Origin of the sequence: Chitinophaga sp. (genome assembly GCF_036569185.1) — a bacterium.
In the GTDB taxonomy this organism is placed as follows: Bacteria; Bacteroidota; Bacteroidia; order Chitinophagales; family Chitinophagaceae; genus Chitinophaga.
In genome coordinates this window covers 1-14,488 of sequence record NZ_DATCRD010000216.1, presented here as the reverse complement: position 1 = coordinate 14,488, position 14,488 = coordinate 1, and the positions used below count along the sequence as shown (strand labels likewise).

Annotated in this window: 13 protein-coding genes; 4 read left to right on the top strand and 9 right to left on the bottom strand. The window is 47.6% G+C overall.

What is annotated here, in order from left to right; translation table 11 throughout:
• Positions 1-120 precede the first annotated feature (120 nt).
• Positions 121-468, top strand: coding sequence for a nuclear transport factor 2 family protein (locus tag VIM72_RS16380; RefSeq protein ID WP_332003905.1), 348 nt, complete (start codon positions 121-123; stop codon positions 466-468).
• Between the two features lie 49 nt (positions 469-517).
• On the opposite strand, the gene VIM72_RS16375 is transcribed toward VIM72_RS16380, so the two are convergent.
• On the bottom strand, positions 518-1,105 hold the full coding sequence (locus VIM72_RS16375; protein WP_332003904.1) for a DUF4142 domain-containing protein: 588 nt from the start codon (positions 1,103-1,105) through the stop codon (positions 518-520).
• 64 nt (positions 1,106-1,169) lie between these two features.
• Positions 1,170-2,120, bottom strand: coding sequence for an MBL fold metallo-hydrolase (locus VIM72_RS16370; protein WP_332003903.1), 951 nt, complete (start codon positions 2,118-2,120; stop codon positions 1,170-1,172).
• 332 nt (positions 2,121-2,452) lie between these two features.
• Here VIM72_RS16370 and VIM72_RS16365 point away from each other — a divergent pair, with 332 nt between their 5' ends.
• Positions 2,453-3,448, top strand: coding sequence for a manganese catalase family protein (locus VIM72_RS16365; RefSeq protein WP_332003902.1), 996 nt, complete (start codon positions 2,453-2,455; stop codon positions 3,446-3,448).
• On the top strand, positions 3,417-4,112 hold the full coding sequence (locus tag VIM72_RS16360) for a DsbA family protein (protein ID WP_332003901.1): 696 nt from the start codon (positions 3,417-3,419) through the stop codon (positions 4,110-4,112). Before VIM72_RS16365 ends, VIM72_RS16360 begins: the two co-directional genes overlap by 32 nt.
• A 15-nt stretch (positions 4,113-4,127) precedes the next feature.
• Here the strand turns inward: VIM72_RS16360 and VIM72_RS16355 are convergent, their stop codons facing one another.
• Positions 4,128-4,517 (bottom strand): DUF6766 family protein, encoded by a 390-nt coding sequence (locus VIM72_RS16355; protein ID WP_332003900.1) that lies wholly within the window; start codon positions 4,515-4,517, stop codon positions 4,128-4,130.
• Positions 4,518-4,894: 377 nt separating this feature from the next.
• Here VIM72_RS16355 and VIM72_RS16350 point away from each other — a divergent pair, with 377 nt between their 5' ends.
• Positions 4,895-5,134 (top strand): hypothetical protein, encoded by a 240-nt coding sequence (locus VIM72_RS16350; RefSeq protein WP_332003899.1) that lies wholly within the window; start codon positions 4,895-4,897, stop codon positions 5,132-5,134.
• Positions 5,135-5,193: 59 nt separating this feature from the next.
• On the opposite strand, the gene VIM72_RS16345 is transcribed toward VIM72_RS16350, so the two are convergent.
• The 6 genes from VIM72_RS16345 to VIM72_RS16320 form a co-directional block, all read right to left on the bottom strand.
• The gene (locus VIM72_RS16345) at positions 5,194-5,967 is read right to left on the bottom strand and encodes an SDR family oxidoreductase (RefSeq protein WP_332003898.1); all 774 of its coding nucleotides are present in this window, start codon (positions 5,965-5,967) and stop codon (positions 5,194-5,196) included.
• Positions 5,968-5,987: 20 nt separating this feature from the next.
• On the bottom strand, positions 5,988-8,192 hold the full coding sequence (locus tag VIM72_RS16340; protein WP_332003897.1) for a hypothetical protein: 2,205 nt from the start codon (positions 8,190-8,192) through the stop codon (positions 5,988-5,990).
• Between the two features lie 16 nt (positions 8,193-8,208).
• Complete coding sequence (locus VIM72_RS16335; RefSeq protein WP_332003895.1) at positions 8,209-8,565, bottom strand: hypothetical protein; 357 nt, start codon at positions 8,563-8,565, stop codon at positions 8,209-8,211.
• Positions 8,566-8,794: 229 nt separating this feature from the next.
• Entirely contained in the window at positions 8,795-10,084 is a 1,290-nt protein-coding gene (locus VIM72_RS16330) for an MFS transporter (protein WP_332003893.1), read from the bottom strand.
• A 1-nt stretch (position 10,085) separates the two neighbouring features.
• Positions 10,086-11,882 (bottom strand): class I mannose-6-phosphate isomerase, encoded by a 1,797-nt coding sequence (locus VIM72_RS16325; RefSeq protein WP_332003892.1) that lies wholly within the window; start codon positions 11,880-11,882, stop codon positions 10,086-10,088.
• Positions 11,883-11,886: 4 nt separating this feature from the next.
• On the bottom strand, positions 11,887-14,488 hold a 2,602-nt coding region (locus VIM72_RS16320; protein ID WP_332003891.1), incomplete at its 5' end, for a glycoside hydrolase family 38 C-terminal domain-containing protein.

The following is a 14,488-nucleotide window of genomic DNA, read 5'->3' as shown; positions in this document are numbered from 1 at the left end:
TTAAGCCGCATCCGCAGCAGGAGGTAGGCGCCTGCTTTGTGACGATTGTCACGGGTTGAAACGGGTAGATCTGCCGATCTTTACAGTATCAGTTTTTTTAACCATTAAACAGCAGAGTATATGAATGCAACACAATCAACGGAAATCGTATCACGCTTTATTAATGCGCTGAATGAAGAGGATTTTGAAACCGCGCGCAACTGTGTAACAGACGATCTTACATTTACAGGTGTGATGGGAGTGCGCAATGGTGCTGATGCCTATTTCGATGATATGAAGCGGATGAAGTTAAAATATAGCATCAGGAAAATATTTGCCGATGGTAATGATGTGTGCCTCTGGTACGATATCGTTATGCAAAACAAGCCCATATTAAGCAGTGGCTGGTATCAGCTGGAAGAGGGACGTATAAAGTCTTTCCAGGTAGTATTTGATCCGCGGCCCTTGCTGGAGGCTGCCCCGAAATAATTTTTCCTGCAGAAGTGATAAGCCGGTCTGTATGGTACCCAAACATCCGCTAGTTATGGGAAATATCTCTTTTGTTGATCTGTTTGCGCATATCTTCAAGAATGGTATTCGCCTCCTCCAGGTGCGCATTTAGTTTGGGTAGCATATTCCGGGCGAAATTACTGATAGCGGTATCTTTGGATGTTGTTACATTATTGAATTCAAGCACTGCTTTTTTATGATCACCGATCATTTCTTTAATATATTCCCTGTCGAAGTTTTCCTTTTTGGTATCAGTTAAGGTTTGTTCTGTGGCTTTGGCATCGTCCGGCAGATCGGCAGGCATCGTAACGCCTGTTCTGTTGGCAATGGCTTGTAATTGTTCATTGGCCACAGTATGATCTTTTTCCATCATGGCGCCATATTGCCTGATACGTTCGTCCTGTGCTTTCTTTTTTGCAAGCTGCCCAAGCCTTATTTCTTTCAGGTTGGCAGTAGCCGCAGTAGTAATAAAATTAACTGTAGGGGCTGGCAGATGATCCATGCTTTCTTTCATCGCCTGTGTACTGTCTTTTTCTGTTTGCTGCGCCGGCTTTTTTTGCTGTCCGCATGACAGCAATGCAGCCGCAGCCAATATAAGAACAGGATAGCTTTTCATAGTGCAGTTTATAAATGAATATCAAAAAAAGCGCCATGATGAGCGGCGGTATTCACACTGAATTTTAAGCCTTCACCCGTTTACGGGTATACCATATACCTACTGCGGCTAAGGCAAGTGCGCCGGCCAGCCACCACCAGCGCGTATTGTTGGCCGGTGGAATATATTCCACTCCATTAACGCCTGCAACTGCAGCTTCATCTACATACCTGCCTGAATGAGGTTTGGCTTCTTTTTCAAAATTATCCGCCAGTTGTTGCAGCTGTTGCTGCATGGTTTTTCCGCTCAGGGGCCTGCCGTGGCCGGTAGCTACTATTTGTGGTTGCAGGGCAGCCAGCTTTTTTACGCTGCTTTCGGCGGAAATCCAGTCGGGCGTGAAATACCTCGGTGGTCCTGATATTTTCTTTGTTTGGGTAATTACATGTGATAAGGCTTCCGACCGGGTAGTAACAAAGGCATCTCCAGCAAGCAGCACCTGGTCGTATTCACGGTAAAGGCTGATATGCCCCGGTGTGTGGCCAGGCGTATGGATATATCGCCAGCCATCCAGTCCGGGTATAGTACCATCTTCCGGGAGCATAAGCAAATGCCCGTTCAGGTTGATCCCCTGTTTGGGGAATGTGCACGACAACAAGGTCATTAACCCGCCGCCGGCAGCGGGATCGGGTGGAGGGTAGGAAGATCTTCCGGTAAGGTATGGCGCCTCCAGGTAATGCGCATATACCGGCACATCCCATTCTGATAGCAGGGCCGGGAGTGCGCCCGTATGATCAAAATGTCCGTGCGTAAGAATAATAGCGGAGGGCGAAGACTGTGGCCAGAAGAGATGTTTGGCCACCTGTATAATTTTATGGGCGGAAGTTTTCAGTCCGGCATCTACCAGCACCCATGAATTATTGGCCGGTTGATGAATAAGGTACATATTCACAAATACATCGTGAATGCCCCATACCCCAGGCGCTACCGCAAACCATTTTTTATAGATTTTTTCATCAGTTAAGGTAATCTTTTCCATATCGGCTGTTTTATTTTTTCTATAGCAATTACTGTTCCTCCGGGAATATATTTTACGGCGTATAACCGGTAACGTTATATTATTAGCGTCTGCTGAAAGCGTCCACTACAGGACTATTGATGAATATATTGTAAAAAATGGGTAATACTTTTCTCAATCCGTTTTTAATTATGTGGAGTTAGCTGGCGCTGCTGTTGTAACTGATAAAATCACTATGTAATGAATACGGGCAGTCTGTCGTATCAGTTTGCTTAGAGCTGTAGGTGAAATCAATGTGGAGCCACATTTGAGGACGATGATAGTAAAATATTGTTCACTCAAAACAATGAAATATGTTCTATCATGTAAAAGACCTGCAGTTTAATGCAAGAGTGTCAAAACCAGACCCGGCATTTGCTACTTTGTTATTGGAACAGTTCGGAGGCGCCAATGGAGAACTGGCGGCGGCACTAAGATATTTCGGGCAGGCATTCGGCGCGCGAAGCCCCTTTCCCGATAAGTATGATCTCCTGATGGATATTGCCACGGAGGAGTTTAGTCACCTTGAAATAGTAGGCGCTACCATCCAGATGTTACTACAGGGTATCAATGGGGATCTGAAGAAAGCAGCAGACGAATCGGAGATTATGCAATTACTGGATGGAAAGAAGGCCAGGGAAGAATTTATCCATAAATCAATTGTGGCGCCGCAATTACTGGTATCTTCAGGTGGAGGCCCTGCGTATACCAACAGCCAGGGCGTTCCATGGTCTGCCGCTTATATTAATGGCGACTGTAACGGCGATCTTACGGTGGATCTGCGGTCCGACATGGCGGCTGAATCCCGTGCAAAAATCACTTATGAATACCTGCTGCAGTTTACAGATGATCCATATGTAAAGGAGACGCTGAACTTCCTGATGACGCGTGAAGTGGCTCACTTCCAGATGTTCGAGGCAGCGCTGGATACCATACAGCCTAATTTTCCACCGGGAGTATTGCAATCCGATCCGCGGTACAGCAATCTTTATTTCAACATGTCAAGCGGCGCTGATATCCGTGGGGCATGGAATGAAGGTGAATCATCACAGCTGGGTGAAACATGGCAGTTTATAGACGACCCGGTTAAGTATGTACTGGAAACAAACGGATTGCTGGATGTGGCGCCAACTGGCACTAACAGGACCCTGGAAGGCGTGGATGAACTGGATAGAAGTATGAGCCTGCAGCGTAGCGAAGAAATAAACATGGCAGTGCCGATTGGAGAACAGTCATGGAGTGAACATAACAATAGTGACGGAGCAGCAAAGAAGACCAATGGAAAAACAAGCCACACAAAAAAGAAATAAGTCCATTAACACCGGTCCGCACCTGGAGGCTGTTTACTATACTGATCCGCTTTGTTGCTGGAGCTGGGCTTTTGAGCCGGTTATCCGGCAACTGATGAATGAGTATGGTGAACAGCTGTCTATGCGCTACTGCATGGGAGGGATGTTATCCGGTTGGAATAACTATCACGATACGCTGCATGCAGTTAGTCGCCCTATACAAATGGGGCCGGTATGGATGCAGGCAAAACAGCTTTCCGGTTGTGAGCTGAATGATACTATCTGGTTTACAGATCCGCCGGCCTCTTCTTACCCGGCTTGTGTGGCTGTGAAATGTGCAGCATTGCAATCGGAGCAGGTGGCAGCGCAGTATCTTTTTAAACTGCGTACTGCAGTGATGCTGGAGGCAAAGAATATCGCAAAGAAAGAAGTATTAATGGCTGTAGCAGCAGAACTGGCCAATGAAAATCCATTGTTCGATGCAGGGAAGTTTGCGGCGCAGCTGACCAGCCAACAGGCCATTGACGCTTTCAGGGCAGATATGCAGGAAACAAAGTACCGGGGTATCCGCCGGTTTCCTTCCTTATTACTCCAGGTAACAGGTACAAAGAAAAGCTTATTGCTTACCGGGAACAGACCTTTTGAAGCTATTGCATCCTGTATAACACAACTGGTATCGGGATAAAATAAAATATCCGGATCATTTATCCGGATATTTTATTTTCCACTGTTCCAGTAATTCTTCTGCCTTCCCTGGTTCCAGGTGTTTAATAATAAAATCAAGTTTTTCTTCTCTCCGGTCATCTCCTTCTTTTGATTGGGGGGAGCCACAATACCACAGGAAAGATAACCCCACCACCTGCCAGATCAGCTGAAGGAATTCCGATTGCCAGTTTTCCATTGTTTCACGCATCATCTGTACTGCGTATTCGGGCACCAGCGCGGGTTGAGAGTGCGCCATCTGTTCGTTTACATAGTCTTTCCAGCCAAAATACCAGTGCAGTGCCACTGATGCAAGGAACAGGAACAATGTTACCAGGAAGTAGGCTTTGCGTTTCAGGTAAGAAGGTTTTTGCTGATTCGTTTTCATAGCTGAATAGTTTATACAGGAATGAATAACAAAATCAAGCCAATGCTTATACCCGCTATATACCGGCTTTACCCGCAGCTGCTGAGGAAATTGTGAAACAGTTTGCAGGTATAATGTGGTTACTTATTACCGGTGTCTTTTGTTTTCCGGCCGGATTGCATTACCAGGTAAATAATAACACCTGCAATCACTACTATCAGTGCGATGAATGGAACCAGCATAGTAAAATGTTTTTTTATTACTGCTTCATTAATTATGCCACAGACTATTATTGAAATGCTTGTTGCTGCTGCGTTTGCTGCTATTGCTGGCATGGTTTTGTAAGAATGTTAGGAGAAGAAAAGAATCATATTTACTCATTCTTAAACCGGGTTATTATGGAAAACATACTGAACCAGCAACGTGATGAAGGAAAGGTTGCAAAGGCTATAGAAAATCAAACGGCGAAACTACCTTCCGATACTTTTTTATGGGCTTCGATAGGCGCTATGGGTTTGTCGTTGGCATTACAATGTTTAGGTAAGAAACACGTGAGCCTTTTCATTGGTCAGTGGGCGGCGCCCTTCCTGCTTTTCGGGGTATATAACAAAATTGTTAAGGTAGAAGGTAACGATTAGTTACATGGTGAATGAAAGGTGAAACAGCAGGACAGCTTAGTGCGCCTGCTGTTTTTGTTTTATATTGATTGCTGAAAGGGAAGCAGACTGCTGCTCATCAGGTTGCATCTCCAGGGTTGTTGCAGCAGGAACAATACCAATGCAGCAATATCTTCCGGTAACAGCATTTCGTTTTTCTGCTGCATGTCCTGCATCTTCTCCGGTGGCATTTCCAACAGGTCGGTACCTACAAGCCCCGGCTCAATCAGGGACACTTTGATGTTTAACGATTGTACTTCTTTCCGCAGCGCTTCTGAGAATGCCTGTATGCCCGCTTTGGTGGCGGTATATACAGAACTGTTCGCTGACCTCGCTTCTGCGCTGAGAGAGCCGATGGAGATGATCTGTCCTTCTTTTTTTTCCTGCATGCGTTTTACTGCTTCATGGGAGCAGGCCAGGTAAGACAGTAAATTGGTATTAATTACATATTGCCATTCTTCATAAGCGCCTTCCTGTATACCTTTAAACGGAACCGCTGCATTGTTAATTAATACATCAAGCGTTTTAAATTGGTTATCCACCTGCTTAAAGGTTTCCTCAATACCTTTTTTTTCTGAGATGTCTGCAGTGAATCCATGCACCTTATCTTCCATACCGGCATCTTTAAATGCCTGTAAGGCATCATCCAGCTCAGGTTGATGCCTGCCTAATATCATTACCCTGGCGCCGTAGGAGCCCAGTAACAAAGCTGTGGACCGCCCGATCCCTGTGGTGCCGCCGGTTATCAGCACGTTTTTGCCTTCAAGACTTCCCGGTTCGTATCTTGCAACAGAGAAAGAAATTGATGATTGCATAAGCCTATATTTTAAATGGTTTATTTCCAGCTGATGCTGATCTGCTGGTTTCCTTTAAGTGTATATTCCTGGTGCCCGTTGTCGCAGGTAGTACCTGGTATTTCCGTCTTCCCGTCTGTAACCCTGATCCGTGGTAATGTTGTACGCTTTTTAATAGGCATCACACGCATATGACAGGATCCTTTTTTATGACCCTGTAACCGGAAGCTGGCTGTTTTCTCTTTTACATGAAAGCCCGTGGCGGGATAATCGATATAAATGAGAAGCGACTCACCGGGCACAACATAATAGTGGCGTGGAACCAATGCAAAGGCAAGTCCGGCTCCATACACTTCCTGGCCTACCGTGCCTGATTCAGACCATCCGTCCTGCAGATCTTCAACAGGAATCCACAGCTTACCGGCTACTTCCCCTGTTTTGGTGCTTTTGGAGATAGCGTTTTCAGGTAGCATAGGCGGATAATAATAAGGGGCCCGGTTTATATAGTATCGTATAAATTCTGCCAGCAATAAGCGGATGGAAGAAGGAATGGAAATATCTTCCGATAACTCCAGGTAATCGCTGAAAGATGCGAAACATTCTGTTTCTTCATACACGGCCGTGTAGGGCGCATCACGCAGGGGAAATACTGCAAAGAAAGTAGGATAATCTTTTGCATGACCATAACCGCAATTCCACAACCACAGGTGTTGAAATATATTGGCCAGGCTGAGATAGCTGATATCCAGGTACACCTGTTCTTTCGTGATCGTAAATATTTTCAATGCAGTGAAAGCGGTAAATGCAGTGTTGTTCGCCTGGTAGAAAAGTTCGAATCCTTTTCCCTGTAGCGATAGGCAGGCTGTTTTGGCTTCTTCAAGATATTCCTCTTTTTGCGTAAGTTCCCACGCCAGCAACATCACTTTTGCATAAATGCCCGCTACATCTTTTTCGCCGCCTTTGCCGGGTGTGGTTTCTGCTTTTATCACTTCCAATGTTTCCATATTATAAAATACAGGCCATTGGTAATTGAAATGATGCGCCACTTTGATGGCAAAATCCAGTGAAGTAAAAAGTATATCTTCCCTGTCCTGGTATTTACCTGCTTTTATCAGGCGTACCAGATTCATCAGCGGATGATGAAGATACCAGCTGTCCATTACCAGCGGCTTTTTGTGCTCTTCAGATTTATCAAGCCGGTCGCGGGCTGCGGGTAGCCAACGGACCAGTGTTTTTAGCTTCTCATCATAAAAATCCGGTATCACCTTCAGAAGATCTTTGGTTATTTGCATATCCCGTCTGCTCCACTGTTGGTAATCCAGGAGTGGGAGTAATACGCAGAGCTGTACCATTATTTCGGGAGGCGTTTTGTAATCACATACATAGGCGTTCAGAAAAGCATGGCCGTTTACCTGGCACCAGCTGCCTGCACTGTGTTCCAGGTCGTGCCATGTTTTTTCCAGTATTTCAGGCCAGTGATGATATTGTGTGTTGGGTTTTGGGAGATGCAGATAGATAGCCGCCAGCAAGTCCATAAATTGTATCGACATGGCTGTTTCATCAGCAGGTATTTTGCCGTCCATAATCACAAAGGTATCGCTGATGATGTAGGTTTTACCAGTCTTTAGGGGCTGTTGGTCCGATGATGGCAGCATGAACCCTATATCCGGCCAGCTGCCGCCAACCGTATTGCTGAGAGATGTTTTCGTTTGTTCGCAATAGTTACCCAGCGACGACAGGTTTTGAAGGTAAAGTACAGTACCGGAGTTGGGTTCTTTTATGCCAAAATAGAGCATGCCGGTACGTGGACCGCTTTGCGATACATACACTTCGCCCTCCGGGAATCCCTTGCTGCCGGCAGCCTTTAAAGGTACAATGTCGCGTGGCCAGTAGCGAAAATTAAGCGGAGCTTTAGGAGTAACGCTGGTTTTACACCGCAGGCATGCCTGCCCGTTGTTATAAAGATCCAGTGTTACCATGTAAGCCGCCGCCTCTGTTTGCAGTTGAAAAATGGCCTGGTTCTTCTTTTTAGTGGTGGTTTTTATTACTATTTTATCATGCGGGGCATATACCGCCCGGAACGTAATACGTGCGCCGTCCGGCCATTCACCCATTATCCATAAAGCATCTCCGGCACAATACACGTAACAATTACAATCACCATGTTGCTGATAAAATATTTCTTTTAATTCCGGGTTATTGAAGATACTATCAATAGCCGCTGCCTGTGGGGAGACTCCTTCCATATAAGTCAGATTAGGGTTAGAAGATACTTATGCACCAAAGCATGACCAATAAAAACTGGATGCACGCATCAACGAGGTAGATCTTTGAGATCACACTTTTTACTACATATACCAGGTCTATCATCAACAGTACCATGGCGGTGCCGATGCCTGTAATGAATACAGTTATAGTTACAGGGGCAGTAGCCACCACCGCGTTTAATAGCGCCGCCCCTGTTACCGCAAGTAGCGCTCCTAACGTTTTAACCAGCCATACATCCGTTTTACGCCCGGTAATGGCCTCAAAGCTGCTGTAGGATACCAGTGGCCATATACCTGTGACCAGGAAATAAATTCCCTGTATCCACAAAACTGTTTCAAGTACCCGGGTCATTTGCACATTGTATTATTTAACAGGTGTGTAAGCCTGTTAAAGCGCATTAAAAATTTATACCAATGTTGGGTGCAAATACCTGCCGGTGGGAGTGTGCTGTGGCAACGCATTGCGACGGATGAGTTGCCGGATGTAAAGGAATTAAACTTACACAGTAACTGTAAACGTGGATGAAAAGCCACGGACTGATATTACGGGGAGATGTTTTTACGCAGGTTGTATGCCAGGATTAATGTAACCAATGGCGTTGTATATCTTCCATCGACTGTCCCTTTGTTTCCGGTACCAGTTTGTATACCGTTATGAAAGCGAACACACAGCATAAGGCGAAGCACCAGAATGTTTGAGGCGTACCGGCAAATGCCAGCATAACGGGAGTGAGCTGCCCCATGATAGCGTCGGCCGTCCACATCACCATAATGCTGAGCGACAACGCTTTGGCGCGAATGCTGTCAGGGAATATCTCTGCAGCAATTACAAACTTCAGCGGCCCGATGGAAAACGCAAAGCAGGCCAGGAATGCCAGTACGCAAAGCAGGAGATAAATGCCGTTAACAGCGCCGGTGTAAAAGCAGATGCCCGTAAGCAACAGGCTGATAGCAGCTCCGGCTGTTCCCCATAAATACAGTGGTCGTCTGCCCAGGCTATCTACTTTCCAGATAGCAATAAACGTAAAGAGCACATTGGCTGCGCCAAAAAACAGCTGGCTGATAAGGGAGTTATCGAGCGTTAGGCCGGACTGGTGTAAAATAACGGGGCCATAGTAAATAATGGCATTGATGCCGCTGAACTGCGAAAACAATGGGAGCAGGATGGCGATCAGTAAAGCGTGACGGGAGCGGGGCGCCAGCAATTGCGTATACCCGGTAGCGTTAGCTGTTGTGATAGTGCGGTGCTGCCTTGCCCAGCGGGGACTTTCCGGAATGAAAATAATTCCCAGCAAAAAGAACAGCGCAGGAAAAGTAGCTACCCCAAACATTTTCCGCCATACTTCCAGGTGGCTGATCAACAGCCATCCGTTTTGAGAAGGTGTTGCTGCGTACTTCAGCAACAAAGCGTTGCTGGTATAAGCGCAGAAGATGCCAACGGTAACGGCCAGCTGGTAATAGGTGACCAATCGTCCCCGTAAATGATCGGGGGCAATTTCTGAAAGATAGAGCGGTACTACGCTGGAGGCGATGCCTACCGCCATACCGCCAAGAATGCGTGCTGCAATAAGCCATGAAAATGCAGGAAGAAGAGTGCAGCCCAATGCAGTGAGCACAAACAATGCGGCCGACAGGAACAACAGCTTTTTTCTGCCGAACCGGTCGCTGAGGTCACTGGCAAAAATAACCCCGGCAATACAGCCTGCCAGTGCGGATGATACAAACCATCCCAACTGTGCCGGCGATAAGGAGAACTGGTGTTCCACAAACGGGAGTATGCCGGACACCACTGCCATATCAAAACCAAAGAGGAAGCCGCCCAGGGAAGCTACCAGTGTAATGAAGATGAGATGTTGATGCTGCTGCTGCATATCAGGTGGATGCTATTTGGTTAAAAACCGGGTGCGATGATTTTAAAAACGCTTTGACCAGTTTCACGGGAGCCGCGTGATTGCTGGTGATCCTGCAGCTTACTGCGGCCGCCGGTATTACAAAGGTTTCTGCATAGTGATAGATAGTCGTATACCCGTTGGCGGTAGTAACCGTTATGGAACCGCCTTCTACCACCATCATCACCAGGCATACACCATTGGTAGTAATATCCACACTTCCGCTGAATTCCAGCCGGTGCACATCATAAAAATGGGCGGCATGCGTAGGGAGGTGTACCAGTTGATAATTTTCCCCTTTATCTATCACTGTGGGGACTGCCACCAGTTGTTCTTTCACGGCTTTGCCCTGCCTGCTGAAATCCAGGTTATGAAAAGCGTGGTCTATATTGATAGCCCTGGGCTTTCCATCCAGTCCGGGCCGCAGCCAGTCGTACATCTTAAACGTAAAAATATACGGCGTAGCGCTGATTTCCAGTACCAGGTTGTTGGCGCCTGCACTGTGCACGGTACCATTGGGTATCAGGAACAAGGTATGCTTACCGGCCGCATGCTGTTGTACAAAATCCGTTATTTCTACCGGAATACCAAGATCCCTGCTGTTTTCCAGTTTGGTTTTAAATACGCCCGGATCAATTCCTTCCTGGAAACCGAGGTACACACTGGCATCTTCTTTACAATCCATGATGTAATAGGTTTCATCCTGTGTAAAGGTTTCCCCGAAATGCGCCCGGATGTAATCCATTGAGGGGTGGCATTGAATAGAAAGATTGCCGCCATCGAATGTATCGAGGAAGTCGAACCGGATAGGAAATTCATATTGAAAGATGCCTGCATGATTTCCAAGAATAGCGATATGTTGTGCATACATCATCCATTCGAAGGGAAGTTCCATCAGCCAGCCATCGCTTTCAAAAAGTACCCCGTTCTCCGGAACAATCATCTCAAAAGACCAGGCATAGTTTATTTCTTCAGTGTTAATACCGCTGATATGTGTTTTCAGCCACTGTCCGCCCCAGGCGCCTGCCTCAAACCAGGGCCTCACCCGGAAAGTATTGCGGGCCAGCCGGGAAATGCCTTCCTGCAGATCCTGGTTAAATGCCCATGCGATATGATCGGGCCATTGGGTATCTGCCATGATCCGGATACGCTGTTGCAGGGTTTGTTTGTAATTATTGAGCACTACCCAGTCTACGAAGTAAAAGCGTTTGTACATTTCAGCGCTGCCACCGGCCACGCTGCTGCCAAGGTTGGTAATAGTGCCTGCGCGCATGCGGTACTGGAGCTCGTTTTTGGGAAGATCTAAGTATATAACCGGTGCAAAGGGATGGGCCAGCGCCGCTCCGCTGCCGTATATGATATGCAGGTCGTAAGGGCCGTCGGGCAGGAGTGCTGCTATCTTCTCTTCATCAAAAAAATCAGTGATATGCAAAGATGTTTTTGTGCCCCATACATCTCCTTCGTTACCAATAAAAGGGGCTACCAGGTCCTGTATCTGCCGGCTGTCTTTTAAGCAGCCCCGTATATCATGCCACTTAACGTTAACGCCTGTACGGGAAAATTCCAGTTTCAGGGAAGTACATATCTTTTCCCAGAAAATACCTGCATAGCCATCTATTACTACCACCGGATACTGAACTATCCAGTTGGCCAGTGACGTATAGCCTGTCTGTATCTTACCATTGCCGAGCGGGTGGGCCGGGTACCTGTTGTAGGTATCCGGGGAAGGGGGGGCTGCATGTTCCGGCAGCAGGGGCTGTGCTGAATCTCGCCAGATCATAATCTTATTTTTTTGCTACGCGGATCATTATTATTCCTTTGCCGGGAACAGGGAAACTATCCGGAAGGGTACGCTTATTTGTTTCCAGTAAATCGCATTCTGAAATATTTAAAGCGGTAGATTTATTTTTTGAAGATAGTATAGCCATGGCCGTATGAGCAGCGGTATTTACCAGTTGCATAACAACGCCGTTGCCATCTGCCGCAGGGTAAAGGTTTTCCACGTATATATTATCGCCGCTGATGTTAAAGAACAGGCTTTCCGACGGGGGACCGTCTGCAGCCGCCACCACCGGTGGCTGATGGTTTTCCAGGCCGTTCTTATTGGCCATAGCAGCGTCAAATGCACCATGTACCTGCAGGTAGTAATGAAAAACTGTGATCCCTTCCTGGTCCCTGCGGAAATTGGTATGCCACAGGTTGTTCATTACCCATGAAGAAATGAGTGGTTGTTGTTCCGTAAAGGAAATCCAGCGGGGAGAGTTATGCAGTCCGCCGAGCAATCCTGCTGTAGGATACTGCCCGATTTCAAACAGGGGCGCATCGGGGCCCGACCAGGTAACGCCTGTGTTTTTCCCTGATACATCTACCCAACGCTGCTGCGTATACCAGTTCCTGTTAGTATGTGGCAGCTGATCTGCTTCGGCGTTTATGCTTCCCCAGGGAATGTTGTAGCGCACCTGTGCACCGGGGATATGGAAGGGGAATACAAAATGAACGCTCTCCTTGCTGCCAACCGCCGTTTTATCTATTGTATTCACCAGTGCCACCTGGTCAACGCCTGCAGCAAGTTGTATTTCCCGGGTGAGGGAGCGGGCGCCTGGCGCTGTGCTGGTAACAGACAGGCTTACCACCAGTGGCCCTTTTTCTTTGATATGTATATTGGCAGGGCCGCTGTATTGTATTTTTTCGGCAGAATCGCCGGGCATATAGGTGTATTGGTTCAGCCCGGCGGAATCAGCAAAATTACCGTTATATCCCTTTTTAAGGAGTTGGGTGATATTACCTGTCTGAGGATCCACCCGGATGGAGTAAACGCCGTTATCCAGGCTGTTATCCTTAGCAATGGCTTTTTGCGCCGGTGCTCCGGCGGCGCCGGGATGAATGGAGAACCGCTGTTTGGAGAAAGGGGGCAACGATGTTGCGAGGAAAGCGAGTTCACCGGTGCTGAGCCTTTGTGAAGGCAGTTTCCTGCCGTTAATATCTTTTACCTGGTCGCCTGCTGTGCTGAGTCCCGCCGGAACACGCACCAGGGCGGTCCGTGTATGACCAAGTGTATTATACACGTCTATAGCCTGTACTCCTGTGTTAGTATACCCGTTGCCGTTAGTACTGCTGTGCAGCAATGCTTCCGAGCGGTTTTGTGCGTTCAGTGCAAAGGCCTGTTTGTACTGCCATTGGGCGATGGCTTTGGGATCTTCAGGGTTGGATACGCTGTTGAATGCGCCCCAGGTATGTTCGTTGAACATAATAAGATCGGTCCAGGTACGACGGAAGGAATCTGCCGGGTACCCGGTTTTGCTCCTGATGGTCCAGATGGCGCCTGCCTGTTGTAGCCGGTCGGAGGCATTGCGGTTAATGGCGGTTTCTTTTGCACCCGAGGCGATGCCATCAGTCCAGTATTCCGTATAATCGCCTGTAAATACAGGGATCTTCTCTTTCCAACCGGCTTCAAAGTCCTGGAAGAATTGTTTTACAGAGGTAATAATCAGTTTGGGAGATGTATAACGTTCGTTCCATGCCTTTACTGCGTCCGGTAGTTCCGGGTCTATGGGGGCGTTATCGCTCATGGCCCAGGTAAGGAGCGTCATGTTGTAAGGAAAGTGATGATGTTCCAGCTGGGAAAGATAATCGAAAAGGTAGGGGTTGAGAAAGTTTTCACTTGGTTTACCGGTGTAGTAAGGCTTGGGATCTTCTATGGTGAAGAAGTTGGGTATTTTGCTTCCCTTCAGCGTATAGCCGATAGAGTAGGGAGATGATTGCCAGAAAAGGACCTGTTGTGTTCCTGAAGCGTCTTGCCAGTAGAAGGGTTTATCGCGCCATTGCCCGGAGCTGCCGATGCGGTCGTTGGCATTGGGCGCGCTGAGGAAATACCGGATACCGGTAATGGCCGCCTGGCTTATTAGTCCCCAGGAAGCCCCGGGCACATCTCCCTGGAACATAGTGTTGATATGGATGCCATAGTCTTTCGCCAGGTGGGCACCGGTGGCAAACAGTTGCAGCAGCTGTGCCGGGGAAGTAGCGCTGGTGTTGGTATTGGCATAGGCGCCGTCCAGGTTGATCCATCCTTTTGTAACGGCTTCGCGGAACCGCTGTTTCTTTTCATCGCTGGCAGCCGCCAGGTATTTATCTACCACCCAGAGGGCTTCTGTATTCCACTTAAAGCGGGCTTCCGCAGGATAGTTGGCTGTACGGGCGGCTATCTTAATGGCTTCATCAATATTGTTCATATGAATGGCCAGTACTTTTGCCTGTACGTTGGTATATCCTACGTCTACGTGGGAGTGCGGCATGATGTACACATTCCATTGCCGGGTAGGGGATACAATACAGCGGGCGGTGTAGGTTTGTCCGCCGCTGCTGACACGGACAAACAGCTGGGTGTCT

Excerpts from the sequence above, each read along its gene's own strand:
- VIM72_RS16380 (WP_332003905.1), top strand. The coding sequence starts at position 121 with ATGAATGCAACACAATCAACGGAAATCGTATCACGCTTTATTAATGCG.
- VIM72_RS16375 (WP_332003904.1), bottom strand. The coding sequence starts at position 1,105 with ATGAAAAGCTATCCTGTTCTTATATTGGCTGCGGCTGCATTGCTGTCA.
- VIM72_RS16370 (WP_332003903.1), bottom strand. The coding sequence starts at position 2,120 with ATGGAAAAGATTACCTTAACTGATGAAAAAATCTATAAAAAATGGTTT.
- VIM72_RS16365 (WP_332003902.1), top strand. The coding sequence starts at position 2,453 with ATGTTCTATCATGTAAAAGACCTGCAGTTTAATGCAAGAGTGTCAAAA.
- VIM72_RS16360 (WP_332003901.1), top strand. The coding sequence starts at position 3,417 with ATGGAAAAACAAGCCACACAAAAAAGAAATAAGTCCATTAACACCGGT.
- VIM72_RS16355 (WP_332003900.1), bottom strand. The coding sequence starts at position 4,517 with ATGAAAACGAATCAGCAAAAACCTTCTTACCTGAAACGCAAAGCCTAC.
- VIM72_RS16350 (WP_332003899.1), top strand. The coding sequence starts at position 4,895 with ATGGAAAACATACTGAACCAGCAACGTGATGAAGGAAAGGTTGCAAAG.
- VIM72_RS16345 (WP_332003898.1), bottom strand. The coding sequence starts at position 5,967 with ATGCAATCATCAATTTCTTTCTCTGTTGCAAGATACGAACCGGGAAGT.
- VIM72_RS16340 (WP_332003897.1), bottom strand. The coding sequence starts at position 8,192 with ATGGAAGGAGTCTCCCCACAGGCAGCGGCTATTGATAGTATCTTCAAT.
- VIM72_RS16335 (WP_332003895.1), bottom strand. The coding sequence starts at position 8,565 with ATGACCCGGGTACTTGAAACAGTTTTGTGGATACAGGGAATTTATTTC.
- VIM72_RS16330 (WP_332003893.1), bottom strand. The coding sequence starts at position 10,084 with ATGCAGCAGCAGCATCAACATCTCATCTTCATTACACTGGTAGCTTCC.
- VIM72_RS16325 (WP_332003892.1), bottom strand. The coding sequence starts at position 11,882 with ATGATCTGGCGAGATTCAGCACAGCCCCTGCTGCCGGAACATGCAGCC.